Source organism: Bacillus sp. T3 (assembly GCF_033449965.1).
Lineage (GTDB): Bacteria > Bacillota > Bacilli > Bacillales > Cytobacillaceae > Bacillus_BU.
This window is the reverse complement of record NZ_CP137761.1, coordinates 1,059,204-1,084,201: the sequence shown is the minus strand read 5'-3', so window position 1 is coordinate 1,084,201 and position 24,998 is coordinate 1,059,204. Positions and strand designations below refer to the sequence as shown.

The 24,998-nt window shown below is 38.8% G+C and carries 21 protein-coding genes, 5 pseudogenes and 1 other annotated feature; of the genes and pseudogenes, 5 read left to right on the top strand and 21 right to left on the bottom strand.

From position 1 onward, the window contains the following. Positions 1–57 precede the first annotated feature (57 nt). From RGF10_RS05605 to RGF10_RS05585, 5 genes and pseudogenes are all read right to left on the bottom strand, one after another. On the bottom strand, positions 58–852 hold the full coding sequence (locus RGF10_RS05605) for a DUF1444 domain-containing protein (RefSeq protein ID WP_318507962.1): 795 nt from the start codon (positions 850–852) through the stop codon (positions 58–60). A gap of 4 nt (positions 853–856) precedes the next feature. Then, complete coding sequence (locus RGF10_RS05600) at positions 857–1,171, bottom strand: thioredoxin family protein (protein ID WP_318507961.1); 315 nt, start codon at positions 1,169–1,171, stop codon at positions 857–859. Positions 1,172–1,319: 148 nt separating this feature from the next. Next, the gene (locus tag RGF10_RS05595) at positions 1,320–1,865 is read right to left on the bottom strand and encodes a hypothetical protein (RefSeq protein WP_318507959.1); all 546 of its coding nucleotides are present in this window, start codon (positions 1,863–1,865) and stop codon (positions 1,320–1,322) included. Positions 1,866–2,114: 249 nt separating this feature from the next. Further along, positions 2,115–2,636 carry a DUF84 family protein gene (locus RGF10_RS05590; RefSeq protein ID WP_318507958.1) on the bottom strand — a complete coding sequence of 174 codons (522 nt, stop codon included), beginning with the start codon at positions 2,634–2,636 and terminating at the stop codon, positions 2,115–2,117. Between the two features lie 69 nt (positions 2,637–2,705). Next, positions 2,706–3,780, bottom strand: a pseudogene (locus tag RGF10_RS05585) (M42 family metallopeptidase). Between the two features lie 105 nt (positions 3,781–3,885). On the opposite strand from RGF10_RS05585, the gene RGF10_RS05580 reads away from it, so the two are divergent. Beyond that, positions 3,886–4,203 (top strand): PepSY domain-containing protein, encoded by a 318-nt coding sequence (locus RGF10_RS05580; protein ID WP_318507956.1) that lies wholly within the window; start codon positions 3,886–3,888, stop codon positions 4,201–4,203. Positions 4,204–4,254: 51 nt separating this feature from the next. Here the strand turns inward: RGF10_RS05580 and trmB are convergent, their stop codons facing one another. Then, entirely contained in the window at positions 4,255–4,893 is a 639-nt protein-coding gene (trmB, locus tag RGF10_RS05575; RefSeq protein WP_318507955.1) for a tRNA (guanosine(46)-N7)-methyltransferase TrmB, read from the bottom strand. A gap of 347 nt (positions 4,894–5,240) precedes the next feature. Between trmB and RGF10_RS05570 the strand changes: the two genes are divergently transcribed. After that, positions 5,241–5,519: a YtzH-like family protein gene (locus RGF10_RS05570; protein WP_318507953.1), complete on the top strand. Its 279-nt coding sequence runs from the start codon at positions 5,241–5,243 to the stop codon at positions 5,517–5,519. Here RGF10_RS05570 and RGF10_RS05565 read toward each other — a convergent pair. The 5 genes and pseudogenes from RGF10_RS05565 to pepV form a co-directional block, all read right to left on the bottom strand. Next, positions 5,516–6,289 carry a phosphotransferase family protein gene (locus RGF10_RS05565; protein ID WP_318507951.1) on the bottom strand — a complete coding sequence of 258 codons (774 nt, stop codon included), beginning with the start codon at positions 6,287–6,289 and terminating at the stop codon, positions 5,516–5,518. The two genes, RGF10_RS05570 and RGF10_RS05565, sit on opposite strands and share 4 nt — an antisense overlap. A 306-nt stretch (positions 6,290–6,595) precedes the next feature. Next, a pseudogene (pulA, locus tag RGF10_RS05555) lies at positions 6,596–8,745 on the bottom strand (type I pullulanase). A gap of 351 nt (positions 8,746–9,096) precedes the next feature. Next, on the bottom strand, positions 9,097–9,663 hold the full coding sequence (thpR, locus tag RGF10_RS05550; protein WP_318507946.1) for an RNA 2',3'-cyclic phosphodiesterase: 567 nt from the start codon (positions 9,661–9,663) through the stop codon (positions 9,097–9,099). A 117-nt stretch (positions 9,664–9,780) separates the two neighbouring features. Beyond that, a complete protein-coding gene (gene dat, locus RGF10_RS05545; RefSeq protein ID WP_318507944.1) occupies positions 9,781–10,635 on the bottom strand; it encodes a D-amino-acid transaminase in 855 nt (284 codons plus the stop codon). 3 nt (positions 10,636–10,638) lie between these two features. Next, entirely contained in the window at positions 10,639–12,078 is a 1,440-nt protein-coding gene (gene pepV, locus RGF10_RS05540) for a dipeptidase PepV (protein ID WP_318507942.1), read from the bottom strand. Between the two features lie 453 nt (positions 12,079–12,531). Between pepV and RGF10_RS05535 the strand changes: the two genes are divergently transcribed. After that, the gene (locus RGF10_RS05535) at positions 12,532–12,753 is read left to right on the top strand and encodes a DeoR family transcriptional regulator (RefSeq protein WP_015595300.1); all 222 of its coding nucleotides are present in this window, start codon (positions 12,532–12,534) and stop codon (positions 12,751–12,753) included. A 35-nt stretch (positions 12,754–12,788) separates the two neighbouring features. Here RGF10_RS05535 and RGF10_RS05530 read toward each other — a convergent pair whose 3' ends face one another. Then, the gene (locus RGF10_RS05530) at positions 12,789–13,508 is read right to left on the bottom strand and encodes a pseudouridine synthase (protein WP_318507937.1); all 720 of its coding nucleotides are present in this window, start codon (positions 13,506–13,508) and stop codon (positions 12,789–12,791) included. A gap of 113 nt (positions 13,509–13,621) precedes the next feature. Between RGF10_RS05530 and RGF10_RS05525 the strand changes: the two genes are divergently transcribed. Continuing rightward, a complete protein-coding gene (locus tag RGF10_RS05525; protein ID WP_318507936.1) occupies positions 13,622–13,906 on the top strand; it encodes a hypothetical protein in 285 nt (94 codons plus the stop codon). Positions 13,907–13,990: 84 nt separating this feature from the next. Here the strand turns inward: RGF10_RS05525 and RGF10_RS05520 are convergent. After that, positions 13,991–15,608, bottom strand: a pseudogene (locus tag RGF10_RS05520) (oligosaccharide flippase family protein). 207 nt (positions 15,609–15,815) lie between these two features. On the opposite strand from RGF10_RS05520, the pseudogene RGF10_RS05515 reads away from it, so the two are divergent. Further along, positions 15,816–17,085 (top strand): annotated as a pseudogene (locus RGF10_RS05515) (NAD(P)/FAD-dependent oxidoreductase). Between the two features lie 233 nt (positions 17,086–17,318). Here the strand turns inward: RGF10_RS05515 and RGF10_RS05510 are convergent. The 8 genes and pseudogenes from RGF10_RS05510 to RGF10_RS05480 all read right to left on the bottom strand — a co-directional run bounded on the left by RGF10_RS05510 (position 17,319) and on the right by RGF10_RS05480 (position 24,988). Continuing rightward, complete coding sequence (locus tag RGF10_RS05510) at positions 17,319–17,501, bottom strand: sporulation protein Cse60 (RefSeq protein WP_318507935.1); 183 nt, start codon at positions 17,499–17,501, stop codon at positions 17,319–17,321. A 125-nt stretch (positions 17,502–17,626) separates the two neighbouring features. Then, positions 17,627–17,935: a rhodanese-like domain-containing protein gene (locus RGF10_RS05505; RefSeq protein ID WP_318507933.1), complete on the bottom strand. Its 309-nt coding sequence runs from the start codon at positions 17,933–17,935 to the stop codon at positions 17,627–17,629. A 153-nt stretch (positions 17,936–18,088) separates the two neighbouring features. Further along, a pseudogene (gene leuS, locus RGF10_RS05500) lies at positions 18,089–20,504 on the bottom strand (leucine--tRNA ligase). Positions 20,505–20,579: 75 nt separating this feature from the next. Further along, positions 20,580–20,799 (bottom strand) — a binding site (T-box leader). A gap of 139 nt (positions 20,800–20,938) precedes the next feature. Beyond that, on the bottom strand, positions 20,939–22,129 hold the full coding sequence (locus tag RGF10_RS05495) for an MDR family MFS transporter (RefSeq protein ID WP_318507931.1): 1,191 nt from the start codon (positions 22,127–22,129) through the stop codon (positions 20,939–20,941). A gap of 322 nt (positions 22,130–22,451) precedes the next feature. Further along, the gene (locus RGF10_RS05490; protein ID WP_318507929.1) at positions 22,452–23,906 is read right to left on the bottom strand and encodes an ammonia-forming cytochrome c nitrite reductase subunit c552; all 1,455 of its coding nucleotides are present in this window, start codon (positions 23,904–23,906) and stop codon (positions 22,452–22,454) included. Continuing rightward, positions 23,899–24,423: a NapC/NirT family cytochrome c gene (locus tag RGF10_RS05485; RefSeq protein WP_318507928.1), complete on the bottom strand. Its 525-nt coding sequence runs from the start codon at positions 24,421–24,423 to the stop codon at positions 23,899–23,901. Before RGF10_RS05485 ends, RGF10_RS05490 begins: the two co-directional genes overlap by 8 nt. A gap of 60 nt (positions 24,424–24,483) precedes the next feature. Then, a complete protein-coding gene (locus tag RGF10_RS23775) occupies positions 24,484–24,600 on the bottom strand; it encodes a TlpA family protein disulfide reductase (protein WP_412176681.1) in 117 nt (38 codons plus the stop codon). After that, on the bottom strand, positions 24,563–24,988 hold the full coding sequence (locus RGF10_RS05480) for a TlpA family protein disulfide reductase (protein WP_318507926.1): 426 nt from the start codon (positions 24,986–24,988) through the stop codon (positions 24,563–24,565). The genes RGF10_RS23775 and RGF10_RS05480 overlap by 38 nt, the downstream gene beginning before the upstream one ends. Between the last annotated feature and the right edge of the window lie 10 nt (positions 24,989–24,998).

Genomic DNA, 24,998 nt, shown 5'->3' with positions numbered 1-24,998 from the left:
AATAAGTATTAATACCTATCAAAAAGAAAGAACCACATTTTATGTGGTCCTTCAGCTCTATACTTTTTTGTTTTTACCTAAAATAAAGATTGGTTCTAACTCGTTTTCTTCGTACAAGAACGATAACGCAGTAATGGGGACGCGACCGCTCGCAAAGAAGCTCATCGTCATTTGTGCTAGAACATCATAGCCAGTATTATTTTCAATATCTGCAATAATTAGAACATCCTGATGGGGTACCGCTACAGCCATCGTCCCCACCATTTTTTCGTGCATTTCCTTTAAAAATGCTTGATTTAATATCCTACTAGCATCATAGCCGTCATTTGACCGAACAAAATAAAAGTGATTGCCTGCAACTACATCTTCTTTTACCGTTATCGGAAGAGTCCTTACATTGAACAAGGCAGTTTCTCGAATTCGCTCCAAGTTCCAGCCTTCAGCCTTCATCATGCTTTCATCAATAAGCCGATAAGAACTTCCTTGATCAAGCGCATAATAGATCCGTGTTTCGGCAGTATGCTCATCATAAACAAAGCGCTCATTTTCCTTTGCTTCAGTTGGAAAAGAGGTTGAGCGAATAACAGGGAAAATTTTGCTTTCATTTCCCGATAGACTCACTGGTTTACCCATTGCCTGTAAGCCTTCTTCGACAAAGTAAACGACTTCATCAATCGCAGCATCCTTTTGCTCGTGCCATTTGGCGATAATACCCAGGAGGGACACGGTAATTCCCTGACAGGTACGAATATTTTCAATCCGAAGCTGATCCTTCTCACGATCAAAAATAAAATGGCGGCTTGGGTGCTTTAATCGGTTTTCTAATTCTCTTCTTAGCTTCTTTGTATCCATCGTCTTATTTTAACCCAGTAATAAAGCTTTCGATTTCCTCTTTGGTTTTTGCATCCTTACTGACAAAACGCCCCAACTCACGACCATTTTCAAAGGCAACAAAACTTGGAATCCCAAAAATATCTAATTCAGCACAAAGGTCGATAAATTGATCACGATCCGTGTAAATAAAGGTATAGTCCGTAAACTTCGATTCTATTTCAGGTAAAATCGGCTCAATCATTCGACAATCCTTACACCAATCTGCTGAAAATAAAAATATATGTTTACCATTGTCACGTAGTTCATTAAACTGCTCATATGTTTCTAATTTTTTCATGTCTTTCACCTCAACAATATATTTCCCCAATAAGATAATATTTTATCTTATTTGATTTGATATTAACAGGAACGGAAAAACGAGTCTACTTATATGGTTCATTAAAAAATCCCACAGCCATTTGGACTGTGGGATATGATGTATCAGCTTATTTTTTGTCTTTCGCGCTCACATTTTCTTTAACTTCTTTTACCACTTTAACAGAGTTAACAATTTGCATCATCATTTCTGCGTCATTTTTCATGCTTTTCGTTTTGGTTTCGGTTGTCATTTTAACCCCACCGATTCCAACTGTTACTTCCTGCCGTTCATCATCAAGCTTACGGATAAGGAGATAGCCAAATTTCCCGTCCTGCTTATACGTTTTTTTATAATCATACTTGTTGGCATTTAAGGTCGCATTATAAACGACTTTACTCTCCTGACCTTCTTGAGGATTATAGAAAAGTATATATGTTTTTGAACCATTTTTCAGGATGATATTATTTTCTGACTTCTCTTTGATTTCAAAGCCAAACGGCATATAAAACTTTATATCATTATTTTTTTCTTTTGCTTTCTTTGGTGAAGAAGTTAGTGCAGTAACCACTTTTTCGTTTGTAGTTTTTTGCTCCTCCTTAACATTGGCAGAACAAGCGCTAAGTAGTAAAGCGGATACAACTAATACCAAGGCTCTTTTAAAGAGTCTTTTCATGTTCTTACACTCCTTGCCCAACTAATTTTTACTTTTTATATCATATCGTTAATATGAAAGCAATGACAAGGAAATGTGTGGCATTTTTTTGAAAAGTAAAGAAATTGTCGAAAAAAGTCGTTTAAATTTTTTCTTTGTAAAATTTGTCTGTTGATTTCCGCTCCAGGTACTCGCTTTCCGCGGGGAGTCTCGCACCTTCCGCTCCAATCAGCAGAGTACTCAAAAATCAACTACGTTCTTAAGACAGCCTTATTTTAATTGATTCAATCGATATAAATATTGACCATATAACAATTTGGTGACGTGGGTAAACATATCAGCACGGTTAATCATTCCTGCCGTAAAAATGCCAATCGCCCCTTCATTTTTTCTGATATTCTGTATTTTTGTAAATTCATCCATCACTGGACCTAGCTCCATACCTTCACGCAATCGTAGAGCAATGGGTTCGGGCAATAATATCCGCGCGCCGCCCGCAATTATCGGTGCTTCATCATCACTTGTTACAAGCGCTCCCCAATTGCATAGAAACAGGCCATAGGAAGTTTCATGAACTCCACCTTCAAGTCCAATTCCGATTTGCCCGGATCCTTGTATAAGTGCTTCATTTGCACGATTAACGGCTCCTTTGATTGTCTCATCATCACTGAATGGTTGTGGCCTTACACCAGATGGCACATCGACTGCAGTAAAATTAAATTCCTTCAATGTGAATGCTTGCTTAACTGCCTCAATTTTGGCAGGGTTTTTTGAACCTATTACAATTTTCATATGATACGGGCCAATGCCCTTGCTCCTTTCCAATTGAAAAAGAGGCAGGATTAGCTGCCCCTTAATTATTTATGAATTGTTGCGAATAAGATCTACGGTTGATTGATCACATTGCTTGATCAGCTTCACCAATAATTCTTTTGCCGCAGCATAGTCATCAACATGAATCATCGAAGCGTGGGTATGAATATAGCGCGAACAAATACCAATGACGGCACTTGGAACCCCGTCATTCGCCGTATGTACCCGTCCAGCGTCTGTACCGCCCTGTGAAGCAAAATATTGATAGGGAATATTATTCGACTCGGCTGTATCGAGGACGAATTCTCTCATCCCCCGATGCGTTACCATCGTGCGATCCAAAATACGCAGCAATACACCTTTACCTAAGTGGCCAAATTCCTTTTTAGATCCAGTCATGTCATTAGCTGGGCTAGCATCTAAAGCAAAAAATAAATCAGGTTTAATTAAATTAGCTGCTGTTTGTGCTCCCCTAAGTCCTACTTCCTCCTGAACAGTTGCTCCAGGAGTAAAGAATGTTCGGTACTACTTCACTATGAAGTTCCTTGAGTAGCTCAATTGCTAAACCACAGCCATAACGATTATCCCATGCCTTAGCAAGAATCTTCTTTGGATTAGTCATTGGTGTAAACGGACAGATTGGGACGATTTGCTGTCCAGGTTTAATTCCTATTTGCGCAGCATCCTCCTTGTTATCAGCACCAATATCAATCAACATATTTTTGATGTCCATTGGTTTATTACGTGTGGCTTCATCTAAAAGATGCGGTGGAATAGACCCAATTACCCCAATAACTGGACCCGTCTTCGTTATGATCTGTACACGTTGCGCCAATAAAACTTGGCTCCACCATCCTCCCAAAGGCTGGAAACGGATCATCCCATTGTCCGTTATCGATGTAACCATAAAACCAACTTCATCCATATGCCCAGCAACCATAATGGTTGGTCCAACTTTAACTCCTCTTTTTACACCGAAAATACTTCCCAGCTTATCCTGGACAATTTCATCACTATATTTACTTAATTGTTCCTTCATAAATTGACGAACCGCATGCTCATTTCCTGCTGCACCTGGTAACTCTGTTAAGGTTTGAAATAGGTTTAATGTGCTTTCATTCATTCATTTTACCCTCTTTCTATGATGACTCTTATGTATATTTTACCATTCTGTTATGATAAGAATAAGAAAATAATAAAAAATCGACTGTTAAAGGAGGTTTATCATTTGAACTGGAAATCATTTTTCATTGGTCTTGGTTCGGGACTTATTGGAGGTCTTGCTGCTACTTATTTAGTCTCGAAAGAGTACCCTATAAAGGTTTCTCCTGAAAAGGTTCTTGAGCAGGTAAAAACTCAATTCAAAGAGCAAGGCCCTATTAGTGGATCCTGGATTAACATGGAGGCCGTACCGTATGAAAATAATCATCTCAAATATAAGGTATATAAGGGCGGCATCTCACAAAATAAAGAAGACCATGCCATTCAGTACGAATTTATTGCAGACGCATTAACAGGCACGATTATATCGGTTGAACAGCTATAGTTTACTGAAAGAATACAAAAAAAGAGCTTTTCGTCAGCTCTTTTTTTGCTTCTATCGATATTTTACCTCAGAACGGTAAATACGATTACCTTTGTTTGAGAATTTTTCCTCGTATTCAGTCATAATGTTTCCTTCAAAATCACTATTATGAAGATCCAAGCTTACCCATTTCAATAGCAAGCCGTATTCTGAAAAGCTTGTCAGTGAATATTCAAATAACCCTTGATTATCCGTTTTAAAATGGATTTCACCTTGATCGATTAGAATATCTTCGTACTGCTTTAAAAACGTTTTGTACGTAAGCCGACGCTTTTCATGACGTTTCTTTGGCCAAGGATCAGAGAAATTCAAATAGACCCGATCTACCTCACCTTTAGCAAAGTATTCCGTTACATCTGCAGCATTTGCATTCAACAACTTTAAATTCGTTACATCGGCCTCAATAACTCGTTCAAGTGCAGTTACGATAACGCTTGGCTGCAGTTCAATCCCAAGGTAATTAACATGTGGATTGGCTTTTGCCATTTCTGTAATGAACCGTCCTCTTTCGGTCCCAATTTCAATATGCAATGGCTGTTTTAATTCAAATGCGTTATTCCACTCTCCTTTTAATAATTGAGGAGAAGTTATGACATACTGAGGATATTGTTCTAATTTATCTTTTGCCCATGGTTTATTTCGTAATCTCATTCGTGACACCCCTAAAATTATATACGTTCAAACAATAGCATGTGACAAGTTCCGTTGCAAGCTAAAATAATACCTAAAAATGCAAAATCTTACCTTTTTTTAGTAAAGATTATGTTAAAGAATGGTGTTGATTTTTGAGCACTCTGTTGATTGGAGCGGAAGGTGCGAGACTCCTGCGGGAGAAGGAGGCTCACGGACTCCCCGCGGAAAGCGAGCACCTGGAGCGGAAATCAACAGACCAAATTTAACACTTTCGTTAATAAAAGAAATATATGACAATCATGCATAAACTAAAAAAGGAATTCACAAATTAACTGTGAACTCCTCTCGAGAAAGGAACGATTTTAATGCCTTTAAATGATCAAGACCAAGTAAATTTACTAAAAGACATTTTGAGCAATCATCAGACGGACTGTTGTGGTTCAGTTGCTGAATGTGAGCAATTGGAACGATTAATAAAATCATTATTAATGAATGACAACATAAATAATGATGTGAAATCTGTTCTACAAGAAGTTTATAACTACAGTCAAGATGGAATTCAAACCTCTGATATTAACCAACATATCGAAACTAATCAAGGTCGATTGTCAGCTTGGGTTAATGATATTAATCAATACACCTAGAGGATTTTATCTAAATAATCAATCCATCGTTTCATTTCTTGGTATCGCGCTTTCTTTTTGTGCCAATGAATGGATATTAGTGTATGAGCAAGTACATACCATTTCATTCTTAGTTTCAATTCTTCTGAGTCTTCCATACCATAGAGATCAAGCCAATCTTTCCACTCAGATTTTGGAATGTACCAATACAACAGTAATCCTAAATCAATAGCAGGGTCTCCAATCATGGCACCGTCCCAATCAATTAAATACAACTGGTTGTCTTCCGCAAGCAGCCAGTTGTTATGATTGACATCGCCATGACAAACTACATGCTTTTGGCATTGTACATTCTTAACCTCTTTTTCCAGAAATTCAGCTGACTTTTGAACAGAAGGATGCTGTAGTTGTTCATAATCTAATCCATTCAGAACAATTTGTAAAAAAGGCTCTGGCATGATCGGAGTAATCCCTAATCTGCTTAACATTCCCTTAAGTGGTTCTGATTGATGAATTTTACGAAGCAATTTTGCCACCTTTTCATCATTCATCTCAGTTGGCGATAATTCCCGACCGTTTAACCATTGTTGGGCAGTAATCACATCGCCTGTTTCCAGCCTCTTCGTCCAAACCAGCTTTGGGACAAGCCCTTCTGCTGAAAGTACTGCAAGAAAAGGAGAAGAATTTCGCTTTAAAAATAGCTTTTGTTCTTCATGTTGAGCAAAAAAAGCCTTACCTGTAGCTCCTCCTGCGGGGACAATGTCCCACTCTTGTCCTAATAAATGCTCCAAAGTTGTTCACCTTCAATTAAATTCACAATTTCCGTCAATGAATGGCTATAATATGTTAACAAAAAGGGTAGCGCCCATGTTTATCCTTGGCAGCATATGAACCTCATTCATAAATGATTTCTTAATGCTTGCTTGGATTGGGCGCTAAGCTCAAAATATTATTCATACATAAAACGATCGTTATTTTCAAATTACAATAAAAAACAGTTTCTAATAAAAATACTGATAGCAATCTTAATAATTTTATCCTCTATTTGCTTTTTTCGTCAACCCCTTCTCGTAACGAAAAAGGTGATTACCATTTTTTCATTGGACTAATACCGCTACACTTATCGGATCTAAAAAATAACGATGATGATTTGTTTTGGCAATTGGCGTGGAGCTTGCATGATGACCATCAGCTAGAATATGCCATTCTCCCTGATAAGGAAGCTCGATTCCAACATGTTCAACAGACGGATTGATTAACACAAGGATTTTATCCCAATGGCCAAATTTGGTGACGTCTTTTAATAAATAACCAATAATTGGCTTGGTTAGAGGGAGAAAAGAAGAATAATTTCTAATCTCCTGAGCAGAGGCAAGCCGAAAAGCTCCGTGTGATTTACGGATTTCGATTATTCCTTTTACAAATCGAACATTATCGTGATAAAGAACTTGTTTATTCCAGTCTAACCAATTAATATCATCAGGTGATCGATAGCTGTTGCCAATCCCTTTTTTTGTCCGAAAAAATTCCTGACCACTGTGAATAAAGGGAATTCCTTGCGCCAATAGGACCATTGCTGTAGCTAATCGATGTCGTTTTTGTCTTTGCACTATATTAGAATCTTGTATACATACTGAAATTTTATCCCAAAGTGTATGATTATCATGGGATTCAACATAATTAACTGTCTGGATGGGCTCAAGAAAAATCCCCTGTGTTGATTTCTCAATCCCGATACTTCCTCCTAATACCTGCATCGCAGCCTCATAGTAGTGGTCATTACCAAAGCAGAAGCCTCGATCATACAAATTAAATGTACTTCCTTTAATGGAATCACGAAACCAATCATTAAATTGGGCAATCCGTGGGAGTTTCTTTTGGTTACGAATATTTGCTTTCTGCTCTGCAGGGATTGGGTATTTAAGTCCCAGCCTTCTCCTATAATAAGCGCTGTTTCATCTATTTCATCCACTGTTTTACGAACTAAATTCATCGTCTCTATATCGAGTATCCCCATTAAATCAAAGCGAAACCCGTCAACATGATACTCCTTCATCCAAAATTCAATCGAATCTAGGATATATTTGCGGACCATTAATCGCTCTGAAGCAATATCATTACCAACTCCTGTTCCATTTGAAGGCATTCCGTGATGATCATGGCGAAAAAAATAGCCAGGAATGATTTTTTCAAAAGCAGACTGCTCGCGGATATAGACGTGATTGTAAACAACATCCATAATGACTCGTAAACCTTGTTCATGGATACTATGAATCATATACTTCAGTTCTTTTATCCGTGCATAGGGATCATTTGGGTTACTCGAATAACTACCTTCAGGCACATTGAAGTGGAGCGGATTATAGCCCCAATTATATTCTTTTTCTGGATCTAGCTCATTTACTCCATCAAAATCATTAAAAGGAAGAAACTCTATATGGGTTACACCTAAATCCTTTATATAGGAAAGACCTGTTGGGAAACCATCACTACACCTAGTATGCATTTCAGCTACACCAAGATAAGTCCCTTTATTATTCACTCCACTCGAGGAGTGGATTGTAAGATCACGGATATGTGTTTCATAAATAACGGCATCAGTTGGACTGTTCAATCGAGGCAAACGCGGTTTGGGTGTCTGAGTTTTTTCTAGATTGATAATGACACCTTTCTCCCCATTTGCAGTAACAGCTACAGCATAGGGGTCAACAACTTCTCGCCAATCTCGATTGATGCAAATATCAAAAGTATACTGAAACAGTTCGAAATTCCCCTGTTTTTCCAGAAACCATACCCCTTTATCCTCACGATTCATTTCGTATTCAACCGAAGTAGCTTGATTTGGAGGTGTTAACTTTACTTTAGCGCCAGTTGCGGTTGGAGCCCATAGCTTGAAGCCAACCCTTTCCGGATAAAAGGTTACTCCTAAATCGTTTCCTTCGTAATAAAATAACTCATCGAATTCAGGAGTTCGAATGACTGATCCAATTTGGAGGTCTGTTATTCCTTCATGTTCATCCATAATCCATAATTGTTTTCCCATCATTACTTTAATGTCAGAGGAACAAATATATTTAATCTTTTCATCAAGCTCGATTGTACGGTTAATTTCTAACTCCTGCTTCAGGTTGCCATCAAGAAGAAAAAAACGGGTTGAAACACCTTTGTAATACGCCAGAGGGAGAAGAATTGTGATCATGTTCATCTCATCCAAATATGCTGAAAACAAGCGATCACCGGGACTCATCATAATTCAACTCCTTTTATCATCTTGCTTCTTATTTGTTTTTAAAGTGCGGGGGCGATCATCATTAAAGCTACCTTGAATATGTGTATGCTTAGGGAAGTCTATCCAACAGCCTTCCGGAAAACGCTAACAAAAACAGTCAATACCCTATAGGGTCCACCAATTATTTACAGTAACAAAGTACAAAGCGAGCAATGGTTCAGTAGGAATATAAAAGCCTCTGGCAAAGTCATTTCCCTAACGCCAAAGAATCATACACCTACTACAAACCTCTTATAGTATATATATAGTTTCTTTTTCTCCCAATGTGTCTTTTCATGCTTTTTTATCATTTTTCTATAAAAAGATTTATTAATCATTAAGTGTGAAGGTTTTTATCGCCTCATATTTTTGTTCTCGGTCGAGATGAGATTCATAAAGTACAATTTGGTTAGCTTTGAAGGTTAATGAAGTGACTAATCGTTTTTCCATTTCAAATGTCGTGTATGGAAATTTATCATCCCCCTGCCATTTTCGTGCTAAGGTGATATGGGGATGAAAGGGTCTTGTTTCCAACTTAAAGCCTGCCTCTAAACACGATTTGAAAACCTGATTTCGCACTTCCTGTAACATTTCTTCCCTTTGCACACCCCCAAAAAAAATTCTAGGAGTTTCCTTTCTCCCGAAAATACCGAGTGAATCAATCGTTAACGGAAAAGAGTGGCTTTCATGAAGATTTTGACCAACAAGTTCTGTTGCTTGATTAAGCTGCTCTTTTGAAGCCTGTCCCAAAAAGGCAAGCGTAATATGATAATCCAATTCGTGTACCCATCTTGCAAAAGGGTAGGAATTCTTAAGCTGATTACAGCATTCCTTTAACTTCAACTTTATTTCCTCTGGAAGGCTTAAGGCAAAAAAATAATGACGCTGCAAAACCATGTTGAAATCTCCTTTACAAAATGATAAAAGAGGTCATCCCCACGCCTAAGAAGTGTGGTTTGACCCCTTTATTTTTAATCAGACTTATTAGAACATTGTTGACTAACTATTCACGTCTTAAACAGCTCCACACTGTCGAATAATTTCTAATTCAAAAAGTTCACCTAAGCGAACTGTAAAATCTCCTGGTTCCCCTGTTCCAATTACTCTATCTGAAACTGCTACAATTGGAGTTATTTCAGCAGTTGTACTCGTTTGGATAACTTCATCTGCTGCAAATAACTCCTCGATAGAAAATTCTCTTTCCTCATATTGTAGATTTAGATTCTTACAAAGGGAGAGCATCACCTGTCTCGTAATTCCATTGAGTATGTATTGGTCAGCAGGATGAGTGTAAAGTACCCCATTTTTTATAATTGAAATGTTCGATGAGCTACCTTCAGTAATGTTTTCACCACGGTGGAGCACCGCTTCTTCACATCCTGACTCAACCGCCTTTTGTTTTGCAAGTAAATTTCCAAGTAGATTTAAACTTTTAATATCACAATGGTGCCAACGAATATCTTCCACTAAAACTGCTCTTGCACCATGTTTAATGGTTTTGATTGGACGTTCTAGCTTTTTCGTGTAGGCAACAAAAGATGCAACTGTAGTTGGAGCGGGAAAAGCATGATTTCGAGCTGATACACCTCGTGAAAATTGTAAATATACAATCCCAGAATCTAGCTGATTTTTCTCAATTAACGCGGTTAATTTTTGCTCAATTTCAGATATTGAAAACGGTAAAACTAAATTTATTTTTTCTGCACATTCCAAAAGACGGTCTAAATGCATTTGACTTGCAAACATATGCCCATTGTAAACACGGATGACTTCATAAATTCCGTCGCCAAATTGATAGCCCCGATCTTCAATATCTACTTTCGCTTGATTTCGTTCTACAAATTCACCATTTAGAATCGCGATGCTCATCTGTTACACACTCCTTTTAGTCTCGTCACCACGTGTAAGCTCATAAATTGCTTGCGCATAAATTGCCGTTGCCTTTAATAAATCATCAATTTCAATATATTCATCCTTCTGATGCGCAATGTCCTCTCTCCCTGGGAATAATGGGCCAAATGCGACTCCAGACTTTAATGAACGTGCATACGTCCCGCCCCCGATGGCTAGAAGCTCCGCTTTTTCTCCTGTTTGTTCCTCATACACCTTTTGAAGAATTTGAATGAGTGGATCATTCTCCTCTACATAATGCGGATTCGAATTTGAGTAATTTTCAATTACGAAATCTTTATCCTTAAGAAAAGACTCTAAATTTGATTTAGTATCTGCGATTTGATTCGTAACAGGATAGCGCATATTTAAGCCTAATCTTCCACCTTCATCCTTTGAATAGCTTAATTTTCCAACATTAATGGTCAAATCACCTGAAATCTCATCATGATATTGAACGCCAAGCGCTCTTCCACGAGAATCATTACCAAAATATTGATCAACAAATTGAATAAAGTGAGCTGCCTGAGAATCCATTTTTATATCCGATAAAAATCTAGCTAAGAAAAGTCCGGCATTCTTCCCGTTATTCGGCTCCATCCCATGTGCGGAAATACCCTCAACTTCCAGGACAAGTTTGCCACATTCAACATACTGCTTCCCGTTTAATTGATTATCCTTTAAAAAGTTATTAAAGCATTGCACAATATCGGTCTGGGATTGCTGGGCAACTAATTCTGCTTTTGCAAAATCAGGAACCATATTATACCTTCTTCCAGATGTGAATGATAAAAGCTCAATGGGAAGCTCTCCGACTTGTTCAAATTTAGCACTTTGAACAAGGTCTAAATCCGCAATCCCTTTTTCAGCATGAATGATTGGAAAATCCGCATCAGGCGCAAAACCCATCGTCGGCATTTCCTCTTGTTGAAAATAATGGTCAACACAGCGCCAGTTACTTTCCTCATCGGTTCCAATAATCATCCGAACCCGTCTATTCAATGGAACACCTAACTCCTTGACGATTTTCATCGCATAATAGGCAGCAATGGTAGGCCCTTTATCATCAATAGCTCCTCGTGCAAAAATCTTCCCATCACGAATTTCCGCGGCATACGGGTCACTGCTCCAGCCATCCCCCTCTGGCACGACATCGACATGACATAAAATCCCTACTAACTCTTCTCCTGCTCCAAACTCAATATGACCAGCTAAATTGCCTACGTTTTTTATCTTGAAACCATCCGATTCACCTAATTGGAGCATAAAATCCAATGCTTCTTTAATCCCTTTCCCTAGTGGGGCATCCGGCATAGCCTCTTCTTCATTTAATACGCTTTTTATATGTAAAAGTTGTTGAGTGTCCGATATTAGCTTACTCTTTCGATTTTCAACCTCTTTAACCCAATCAAATGTTTGCAAAGAAAGAACCTCCTTTTTAATTATCAACTCGACAATATTAAGCTCTAGCACCATTATACACAGAATCCTTTGATGAAAACGAACCGGTTTATCACTTTTATGCAACATGTTATCAATTGAAAGAAATTACAAAAAAATTTAAAATTTTCTTTCTTTGGTATATTTACTCCTTTATTCACCATATTGTATAGTATTAATAAAAAGAAAGGAGAATTTGTCCAATTTTACTGGTAAAAATTAATATTTTGTTAAATCTAGACTTATTAAGTAGAAATTTTCAGAGAACAAGCGTACAATAAATTTAAGAATCATCTAAATCGTAGAAATACGATTAAGAGTTGAAAAAGGAGTTGTCTGCAGAAGGGAAACTACATATTTAATAGTCTATACTTCATGAGCCAGTCGGATGCAGGTATTTGCCACGGGTTTGAAAAAAGGATAGGGAGTGGTTTTTTGAAACCTTCGACTAACCGAATGTTAAACCGTATCAAATCCATCTACATGTTTATTCAAAAAAATGGGACCGTATCGACACAGGACCTTGTTGAGGAATTTGGAATTACTCCTCGCACGATCCAAAGAGATTTAAATGTTTTGGCTTATAATGACTTAGTAGAAAGTCCCAGCCGCGGCAGATGGACAACAACTCATAAGAAGGTTAAAATGTCGTCTTAAATAGCAAAATAGAAATCGTCCTTTGGACGATTTCTTTATTTTTGCTGATAATTTAATAATTGTTCGATTTCTTCCTCGGTTAGTTCTCTATATTCACCTAATTCCAAGTCCTCATCCAGCTTGAGCGGGCCCATCGTCATTCTTTTTAAATAAACGACTCGTTTGTCCACGGCTTGGAACATTCTTTTCACCTGATGGAATTTCCCTTCAGTAATGGTCAGCTCAATTTCTGAGCGGATTCCGCTTTTAATGATGTTTAGCTTACCAGGTTTAGTGACATATCCATCATCCAAGGTCACGCCTTGTTTAAAGGCTTCCACGTCAGCTTCTGTCACTACTCCATCAATGACAGCGTAATACATTTTTGGAACATGCTTTTTAGGTGACAGAAGTCGATGGGCTAATTGCCCATCATTTGTTAGAAGGAGCAACCCCTCTGTATCTTTATCAAGGCGACCAACCGGAAATGGCTCAAAAACACAATCAGCCATTTCCAACAAATCGATTACCGTTTCATCCTTACTATCCTCTGTTGCTGAAATGACTCCATTCGGTTTATTCATCATCAAATAAATAAATTGGCGGTATTCAATCACCTCACCATTCAGTGACACAACATCGTTTTCTGGATCCACATGCTGTTTCGAATCCTTTATGACTACATTATTTATTTGAACAACCCCTGATTTAAGGAGTTGCTTTACATCCTTCCGACTTCCAAAACCGAGATTCGCTAACATTTTATCGATTCTCATCAACACACCTCCGAACATTCTAAACCGTGTTTTGGGCAGCTGCCTATACCATTCCCAATTAACCACATAGACTGTTATCATTCTTACCCAATATAAAAAATGGAGATGATAATATGGACTTCCGACAACAACAATTCCCAGGTTTTCCAGGAGGTGGCTTCCCTGGTGGCGGCTTTCCTGGTGGTGGATTCCCTGGTGGTGGAGCAGGAAATGTCGACCGACGCCTAGATAGATTAGACCGCCGTGTAGATCGACTTGATCGCGAAGTTGAACAATTACGTCGTCGTATTGATCGTATTGAACGTCGCTTAGGGATTAGACAGGAAGAGACTCAGGTTGTTGCACAGCCACAACAGCTACCAGCTCAATACCCACAATACACTGGCTACTACTATTAAGAAAAACAGTAAATCGTCTTAGTCAGCAGATGATGATCTCCTCGCTTTGAAACACTCCGTTTCAAAAGTGAGGGATCGTTTTAATTAAAATGGTAAACGCAATTTTTGTTTCATACTATGGGCACGTTGGCCGAACAATCGATAGACAAGCTTTGAACGATAGGCTAAAAATACATAGATCCCTGCCCCTACAAACGCTGATAAAGCAATAATAATTAACGATTGTATTTTAGAAGCTGGCGATAAAAATAGCAATGATAGTTTCAAGGTAGCAAAAGCACCGGCCAACATGATTAATGTGAATAATACGATCAACATAGAACGCCTAACCACAAATCGAAACGGAAAATGGGCAAATTTTTTGATCACAAACAAATTAATCATAATTGCCGCAGTATATCCTAAGGCTGTCGCAAGCACCGCTCCATTTGTTTCAAAAAGCTTAATAAGAGGAATGTTTAAGCTTAACTTTAAGAGTAACCCAATCAGTAGACTAAGAATCGTAAACCGCTGTTCATTAATGCCCTGGAGTATGGCGGCGGTAACGGAATAGAGTGAAAAAAGAATCGCAACAGGTGCATAAGCCCTAAGCACCTCTGTTCCTAAGTCCTTATGCTCATAAAATACGGTATAAACTGGCTCTGCTAACAAAGATAATCCAAGAACCGCCGGCAAAGTTAAAAACAACATTACCTGAAAGGTTTGATTTAACTGACGAATCAAGTCCTTCCGATCATTTTCAACAAAGGCCTTAGTGACACTTGGTACTAGCGTAAGCGAGAACGCTGTTGCAAGCGAGACCAGGAATAATAACTAATTTATGGGATTCAAAGTTTAGAACACTAAGCGCGAAATCCGTTTGTTTTGCAAGCCCCATTGACACCATCGCTTTGTTAAAGGTTAATTGGTCAATCAATTGAAACAGCGGATTAGCAATTCCAACAAACACAAATGGAGCAGCATAAATGAGAATTTCCTTATATATTTGACTTAAAGATATATCTATTGTTCCTTTATCCTGCAAAAGAATTTCATCTAAATATGGTTTTCTCTTTACCCAATACCAAAATAGAATGAGCAAGCTCCCAATTGCACCAATAAAGGCAGCAAACGTCGCAACACTGACCGCTTGAGTAATGCTTCCATCAAGAACATTTAAAACAACATATGCCCCAACCAACACAAATGCGATCCGCACAATTTGTTCAACAACCTGCGAGACTGCCGATGGCCCCATCGATTGATGCCCTTGAAAGAAACCACGAATAAGACTCATGAACGGTACAACAATTAAGGCAAAGCTTACTGCTCTAATAACGGTTATAACATCCTTCACACTTGTTACCTGGTCTTTATCCTGTATGACAACATCAGCTAGCAGTGGCGCCGACATATACATGATTAAAAAAGAAACGACCCCTGTCGCCAGCATCACGAGCAGTCCTGATTTGAACAGTTTTCTGCCTACACCATATTCTTCTAACGCATTGTATTTCGAAATAAATTTTGCAACGGCTAGTGGAATCCCAGCGGTGGCAATACTTATAAAAATGGTATATGGAACGTATGAGTAATTGTAAAGAACCGTCCCTCGGTACCCCACGATTTCGTAAAATGGTATGACATAAAATAAGCCGAGAACCTTTGAAACCATTGTCCCTAACGTCAGGATAAGGGTCCCTCTTAAAAGCTTTGATGACATATAATCCCTTCCTACTCAGAAATACGCAAGCACACAGCCTGCGCTAGAAACACACACTAGTAGTAGTTTACCTTTCTTTACTGTTGAATGCTACTCGTAATATATAAATTTGTATTGTAGGAGAGAAGTTTTCTTTTTCTTCGGAATGATAATATAATAAATGGGTTGTATTCAAAAGAAGTAATTGATTAAGCGGGTGAATGAACTATGCAATTTGATGTTGTAGTAATTGGCGGCGGACCTTCAGGCTTAATGGCAGGTATAGCCGCAGCAGAGCAAGGCAAAAAAGTCCTTCTCGTCGATAAAGGCGATAAGCTTGGCCGAAAGCTTGCCATTTCTGGAGGAGGACGCTGCAATGTGACAAACAGGCTTCCAATCGATGAAATCATTAAACATATACCTGGCAATGGCCGTTTTCTCCATAGCGCATTTTCTATATTTAATAATGAGGATATTATCTCTTTTTTTGAAAAGCTTGGAGTGGAATTAAAGGAAGAGGATCATGGCCGAATGTTCCCAGTCAATGATAAGGCGCAATCCGTTGTTGATGCCTTAATTGATCGCCTCGAGCAGCTTGGAGTAAAACGTTGGACGAATTGTCCAGTAAAAGATATTCAATATTCAGATGGTCGTGTTGCTTCAGTTATTTTACATAATCGAGAAACCATTACAGCTAAGGCGGTTGTCATTGCAGTTGGCGGTAAATCTGTACCCACACCAGGTTCGACTGGGGATGGCTATGCCTGGGCTATAAAAGCAGGACATACGATTACAGACTTATATCCAACCGAGGTACCACTAACTTCTTCCGAGCCATTTATTAAAAGAAAAGACTTACAGGGTTTATCACTGCGAAACGTGGCGTTAAGTGTATTAAATCAAAAGGGCAAACCAATCATTACGCACAAAATGGATATGATCTTTACTCATTTCGGAATTAGTGGTCCAGCAGTACTACGATGCAGCCAGTATGTTGTGAAGGAAATGCGAAAAACGAAGAAAAATGAAGTAATGATGAGTCTCGATACTGTTCCTGACAAAAATGCAGAAATGCTGTTTCAGGAAATCATGAAGATTATCAAGGTAGAACCGAAAAAAGCAATAAAGAATAGTTTTAAAGGAATTGTACCAGAACGTTTTTTGTTATTTTTACTTGAACAATGTGAAATGGACCCTAGTGCGATGGGTAATTCCATCTCACAGGATAAAATACGCAGCTTTGTTACGGTCTGCAAGCAATTTCAATTTCGCGTTACTGGCACCCTCCCACTCGAAAAAGCCTTCGTCACAGGCGGGGGTGTATCAGTAAAAGAAATTGAGCCGAAAACAATGGCCTCAAAGAAAATGAATGGTCTTTATTTTTGTGGAGAAATATTGGATATCCACGGCTATACCAGGTGGGTACAATATTACATCTGCTTTAGTAACAGGTCGTTTAGCTGGTCTAAACGCAGGGAAGTTTGCGGCTTCACAGTGATATAATTGACTGTTTATAACATTGGGAGTGGTGTCCTAAGATACTTGGGATGTTCCACTATTAGTACGCTACTTTTTAGTGTAGAAGAAAATAAGGACACTTAAAGATTGGTTAGTACCCTATTTATTGAGTACTAAATGGATTAAGGGCATTAAATGATTGTTTAGTTCCCTGTTTTGGAACTAGCTGGTGAAATAAAGGTACTAAAAAAGGCATGGCCTTCATGAACCGTATCATGCTCGGTAAATAACCATCGCTGAAAAACAATAAATTTGATCCTCCTCGTCCTCTTGATAGGCTGCCACATTATATTTAATGTCGAGCAGCTTTTTTTCGTCCAATTTCTCTAAAAACCGATTCATTTCACTCTCTAAATCCTTTTCATGCTCATAATCGAATACTTTCACCTGGATCATTTCCTTATGCTCCAATCGTTTTTACATCTATCATTGACAATAATCTGATTTTTTAGAACATTTTTTACCTCATAAAAAAATCCCAGTCCTCCAAGAAGGGACTGGGATAATTGTTGCTTAATATTTTAAAACACTAATTCACCTTTCCATTCAAGCATTCCACCGACCATATTGCGTACTTTAACGCCATGGTCATGCAGGAAGTAGCCTACATTTTCGCTGCGACGACTTGAACGGCAAATCAGAATATATTCTTTATCCTGATCAAAGTAATCAAGATTCATTGGGATTTCGCCCATTTTGATATGCTTTGCACCTGGAATCATTCCGGTTGCAACCTCTTCATCTTCTCTTACATCCACTAATTCTAATTGTTCTCCAGCTTCAATCTTTTTTTGTAGCTCTTCTGGAGTAATAATATTTAATTCTTCCATCCCCATTTTCCTTTCTGAGTTAACTAGTTGTTGATTTCCGCTCCATTCAACATAACATGTTAACTTTGCTTTTTTATCTAAAAATGATCTAATTCCTAACCTCCATTAATCGGTGGTACCCCTTTGGAATTAATCATTTTCACAATAAACTAGTTAGTTCGCAACTATATTTACTAGCTTGCCAGGAACGGCAATTACTTTGCGCACTGTTTTTCCGTCTATTTGTTCTTTTACCGTATCATCATCCATCGCAATTTGTTCAAGGGCTTCTCTTGATGAACCCGATGGAACCAATAATTTTGCTTTTACTTTACCGTTGATTTGAATAACGATTTCCACTTCATCATCAACTAGCTTTGCTTCATCATAAGCAGGCCATGCTTCGTACGAAAGGGTTCCTTTATGTCCAAGCTTTTCCCATAGCTCTTCAGCAACATGTGGGCAAATTGGAGCTAGCATTTTTACGAAACCTTCCATAAAATGCTTTGGAAGTACCGCTGCCTTATAAGCATCGTTAATGAACACCATCATTTGCGAAATCGCGGTATTAAAACGTAACCCTTCGTAGTCCTCTGTTACCTTTTTAACGGTTTGATGATAGATTTTTTCAAGCGTTGTTTCTTCACTTTCCTTAACTTTTGCGCTAAGCTCACCGTTATCTTCAATAAACAATCGCCAAATGCGGTCTAAGAAACGTCTTGAGCCGTCTAAACCATTTGTTGACCAAGCAATAGAAGCATCAAGTGGTCCCATGAACATTTCATATAAACGTAAAGTATCTGCACCATGGCTTGTGACGATATCATCAGGGTTCACAACATTCCCTTTTGATTTACTCATTTTTTCATTGTTTTCGCCTAGAATCATACCTTGGTTAAATAGCTTTTGGAACGGCTCCTTCGTTGGAACAACACCAATATCATATAAGAATTTATGCCAGAAACGAGCGTACAATAAATGTAGCACCGCGTGCTCAGCACCACCGATATAAATATCAACAGGTAGCCATTCGTTTAATTTTTCTGCGTCCGCTAAGGCATCCTCATTTTTAGGATCGATGTAGCGTAAATAGTACCAGCAGCTTCCTGCCCATTGTGGCATTGTATTCGTTTCACGGCGACCTTTTCTACCAGTGTCAGGGTCAACCACATTCACCCAATCAGCAATATTAGCAAGTGGAGATTCACCTGTACCAGATGGCTTGATTTCAGATGTTTTTGGAAGCACTAATGGAAGTTCTTGTTCAGGAACAGCTGATGATGTGCCATCTTCCCAATGGATAATTGGAATCGGCTCACCCCAGTACCGCTGGCGACTGAACAACCAATCTCGTAAACGGTATGTTACTTTTTTCGTTCCGATACCTTTTTCCTCAAGCCATGAAATCATGGCAGCAATTCCATCCGCCTTGTTCATTCCATCTAAGAAGCCTGAATTCACATGTGGACCATCACCAGTAAATGCCTCTTTCGATACATCTCCACCTGCTAATACTTCAATAATCGGTAGTTCGAAAACCTTAGCGAATTCATAGTCACGCTCATCGTGGGCTGGTACAGCCATAATCGCGCCGCTACCGTAGCTCATTAAGACATAATCAGCAATCCAAATTGGCATTTTAGCGTTATTAACAGGATTAATGGCATATGCACCAGTAAACACACCTGTTTTTTCTTTTGCTAAGTCAGTCCGTTCAAGATCACTTTTACTTTTAATTTTTTCTAAATATGCCTCAACATTAGCCCGTGCATCAGTAGTTGAAATCACATCTACTAAAGGATGCTCCGGTGCAAGCACCGCATATGTTGCACCAAATAACGTGTTCCGGACGAGTGGTAAACACAGTGAAGGTCTCATCATGTCCTTCAATACCGAAGGTTACCTCCGCTCCTTCCGAACGACCAATCCAGTTTCGTTGCATTTCTTTAATGCTTTCAGGCCAATCAACCTCTTCTAAGTCTTCTAATAAGCGATCAGCATAAGCGGTAATTCGTAGCATCCATTGCTTCATTGGTCGTCTTTCGACGGGATGACCACCGCGTTCACTTTTCCCATCAATGACTTCCTCGTTAGCCAAAACGGTTCCAAGTGCAGGACACCAGTTTACAGCTACTTCATCAATATAGGCTAAACCTTTTTTATAAAGCTGAAGAAAAATCCATTGTGTCCATTTATAATAGTGTGGATCTGTTGTATTCACTTCACGATCCCAGTCATAAGAAAATCCTAAAGCTTTAATTTGACGACGGAAGTTATCAATGTTTTTCTTAGTAAATTCAGCCGGATCATTCCCCGTATCCAAGGCATATTGCTCAGCAGGTAAGCCAAATGCATCCCATCCCATTGGATGTAACACATTGTAGCCCTGCATCCGTTTTAATCTTGATAATATATCGGTTGCAGTATATCCCTCCGGATGCCCTACATGCAGTCCTGCTCCTGATGGATATGGGAACATGTCAAGGGCATAGAACTTACGCTTTCCTTTTTCTTCACTCGTTTGAAAGGATTTATTTTCTTCCCAATACGCTTGCCACTTTTTTTCAATCTCCTGATGATTGAAGCTCATCGGATCTTCCTCCTTAATTACTATGTATTTGCTATACAATTTTTTTCGACTATAATAAAAAACCCCTCATCCCAAAACAGGGACGAGAGGTCTGATTATATCTCCCGCGGTACCACCCACATTAGTGTATGCACACTCACTTCAAATTCCTTAACGCGGAAAACGGCAAGAATTACTGTTCCTTCACTCTTGCGACTCAAAGGCGAGTTCATGAAGCGTCTGGTTGACTTGCACCACCCGTCAACTCTCTAAAAACAGACTTACTGCCATTACTACTCCTTGTCCCTGTCGAACTATAAAACTATACCTATTGTATAAAATTTCCCCTACTGATGCAAGTATGCGTTCATTAGCTTCCGAAAAGGTAATATTCATAGTATGAGGAATGGATTAATGAGTGACGATTACTACTAAATTTTATCCAAAAATATTATTTATAATGACCTTGAAATAAGTTCATTCTTCCCTTTAAGTTTTTTGTCAAATATGAGCGATGTAGAGAGAGACAGAATAAACAAGATAATCATTACGATAAATAATGTATCCATACCGTAAATATCGACTAGCATACCTCCAAGAATAGGGCCAATCATCCTGCCCCAGGTCGCAGCACTGTTAACAATCCCCTGATAAAAGCCAGCCCTCCCATGCGGTGCTAAGCTATCAGCGATAGTTGGCACGGCTGGCCAAACCAACATTTCTCCAAGAGTCATGACAATCATGGCAACTGCAAAAGCAGTAAATTGCTGTGCATGTGCAGCAATATAGAAGGCCAGCGCAAAAATAATCGTCCCAGTCAAAATTTGCGATTTTAATGTTTTGGCAAAATACATCATCAGTTTATTCAAAATAGGCTGACCTAATACAATTAAAGCGCCGTTAATGGTCCAAAGATAGCTATATTCTTTAAGCGTGATGCCAAGTTCTTGTGTGTAGGGACCGATAGTTGCTTGCCATTGGCAATAGCCGATCCAGCAAAGGGCATACCCGATACATAGAATCAGTAAAGAATACAGCTTGGAACGATCTGTTTTTATCTTGCTTTCAAATTGCTGTTTTTTACTCTGTGATAATCCCTCAACTTGAATTCCTCGATATCCTAAAACAGCAATCAATAAAAAAACGACATATAAAAAGGCATTGGCTAGGAAAATCCATTGAAAAGAAATAGCTGCGACCATTCCGCCAAGTGCAGAACCTACTGCGACACCCAAATTGGTTGCAACATAGACCGCATTGAACGCCTTCCGGCCACCTTCCTTCCAAACAGATCCCGCCATTGCATACATGGATGGAAAAACGATTCCAGAACCCAACCCAATAATCGTTAGAAAAATAACATAGTATGGCCAGCTATTCCAGACCGATAATCCTAACATTGCGACTACAGAAATGATAATTCCCAAAAGAATTGAACGATAACCGCCAAGCTTATCGAACAGATAGCCTCCAACTAAATTTCCGGCAACACTAGCTGCCGAGTTCAGCATTAGAACAAATCCAGCAATCGTCATTGATTTCCCTAGGTGATCATGAATATAAATTGAATTTAATGGCCATAAAAATGATGCTCCAGTTACATTAACAGCCATCCCAATTACCAAAAGCCATAAGGCACGTGGCATGAATAAAATCTCCTTTACAAAAAAACACATTATTATAACAGAATAATATTAGTGGTTTTCCCGTGCCTTGGCAAGAATTTTCCATTGCTTAAATATTATTTGTAAACAGAACTTTATTCGTTGACTTTTAGACATAAACTCATCACAATTCAATTATAAAAGCGGAAGCGGCTCGCCCAGCCCCGACAAGCATAAGACGAGCTGGCTGAAAGGTCGGTTTTTGACCTTTTGGACAGCTTGGCTTATGACCAGCGAGGGGCTAGCCGCTGGAGCTGGACAATAAGAAAACACCGGGTAACGGCCATTACCCAGTGTTTCGAATTTATTGCATCTTATTTTTTGGTGCAGCAGGTGCTGCAGGGGGCTGTTGAGCTGGGAAATAACTATTGATTGCTTGATCTTTCTTTTTAAAGTTATCCTTCTCATCTGTTACAGCCTTCTTAACTTTTTCTATCTCACCATTCAATTCTTCAATACTTACACCCTTCTTAACTAGCTCTTCTGTTGCAATACGAATCGCTTCGTTAGACGCTTCAAGTGAAATTCTTAAAGAATTCATAGAACCTTGTGGGTTATGGAATCCAGCTGAGCTTTCAGCCGCTACAATATCCCAATACCATTGACCTTTACGGACTAGTTCTTGTGCTGCCTTGATTTTATCTTGTGCAACACCAGAAGTAATCATTTTATTTACATAGTAGTGCGAAGAAATTGATACATCTTCAGCTTGGTGCAATGCTTCCATATGTGTATCTTGAATATCAATTACACGTTTTTCTAATTCATCAAGTTCACGATTTGTATGACATGTTCCACAAGATTGTTTCATCGTTTTTAATGGAGATGTCCACCAGTGTGAACTGATTTTCTTCTTACCATCAACACGCTCATAAGGCATATGACAGTCAGCACAAGCAACTTGAGCTTTACCGTGAGGTCCTTCTGAGAAGGTTTCAAAATCAGGATGTTGTGCTTTTAACATCGGAGTACCTGAAACATTACTAATCCAGTCTTTCTCAAAACCTTTTTCTTTAGCAGTAGTTTGGTAGTATTGATACATTTCTTCAGGCTTGAAACCATTTGCCCAAGGGAATGTTACTTCGCTCGTAGTTGCATCAAAGTAGTATTCTACGTGACACTGTCCGCAGACATAACTACGCATTTCATTTTTTGTCGGTTTAGACATGTCCACGCCTTTTGATTCCATCGCTTTTACGAAGCTTGGACGAGTCACACGTAAATCCATTGTTTCCGGATCGTGACAGTCTGAACAGCCAATTGGTGAATGGCCCATTGATTCTGCTTTAGGCCAAATCTCACTGTTAAAGTTCGCTCCCCAGTAATCCTCACCCATTTCCTCAATCATATGCGGAACGGCAGTTGATTTACAGGTTAAACAAGAACCTACTGATTTATCTGTAATACGTGCAACCGCACGGATATCCTCATTTGCATAGATGTGACCACGATCTTCATTGTACTCAGTTGCAAATCCGTAACCGTTAAAAAGAATTGGTAAATACGGTTCTTTATCCTGATCAAATTTACTTCGCTTAACGGAACCACTGTATTTTGTATCTTCCATTTTTTCATTCTTCTTGTAGCTGTCATATTGAAGCGGGAATAAATCCTTAAATGCTTCATTACTAATTTCATCCTTTGATAATCCCGTTTTTAGCTCTTCTGCTTTTTTTGTCTCTTCAGCTCCTGAGCATCCTGAAATTAGCATGATGACAGCGACTAGGCTTAAATAGACCCAATGTAATTTCCTAGCCATTATTCATCGTACCTCCCTTATTTTCTAAAAGCTCTCCTGGTTTAGGTGCTTTATAGAAATCCTCTGTTTTAAATCCCTTTCCATGCGGTACAGACTGATGACATTCTGTACAACTTTCCTTTGCATCATGTGAAACATTCTCTAAAGTGCTTTTGTGACAGCTCATACAATTGTGATTAATTGCATCCTTCGAGCCATCTGTTGGATGTAATACACCTGGGATTTTATCCTCTCCTAATGTATTAAAGTACACATGCCCTAAACCTGATTTGGCCTTGAAGGTATATTTACTCACTAATGAATCGTGTGGTAAGTGGCAAGACCCACAAGCTAATTCCGCATGAGTAGAATCTGTGAACGAGTCATAAACATTATTCATAATATGACAGCTCTTACAAAACTCTGCAGAATCCGTATAGGCCAACGTTTTAGCTGTAACCACCGAGACGATGATCCCTATAAATAAACCAATCAATAGAAGCAAGCGTTTGTCCATTTTCAGCAACTTTTTCAACATGTTTTCACCTCCCAGGCAAAAATAAATATCTATTAAAACACATAAGTGCTCTAACCAAAGTTAATGAAGCTTTTCAATCATTTCAATCAGCTTTTCCTTCGTCGTTGGTCCAGAGAACCGCTCACGAATGATGCCTTCTTCATTGATAATCAGCGTCTCCTGGCTGACCAACAACATTGTAGGCCTTCGCTGTTTCTTCTTTTGTATCTAGTAAATACGTAAGCTTTGATCCAGATAAATCGATATATTTCTTAACCCTGGAAGAAGTTTCTCCCTTTGCTAAAACCAATAATTTCGCATCTTTATATTCACTGTTAAATGCCTCCAATTCAGGAGCTTCATCTAAGCAGGGTTCACACCAGGTCGTAAAATAATTAACAACAACTACTTCCCCTCTTAAATCGGAAAGCTTATATTCCTTGCCACTCGGATCCTTGAGAGTAAAATCAGGGGCTTGTTCCCCTTTTTCTGCAGAAGTTGCTTTACCGTTTAAGCCATTGAGCAAAAGACCGATAAAGACTGCTGCTAGTAGGATAATGGATAACTGCATAATTTTTTTTTTCATAATCTACACC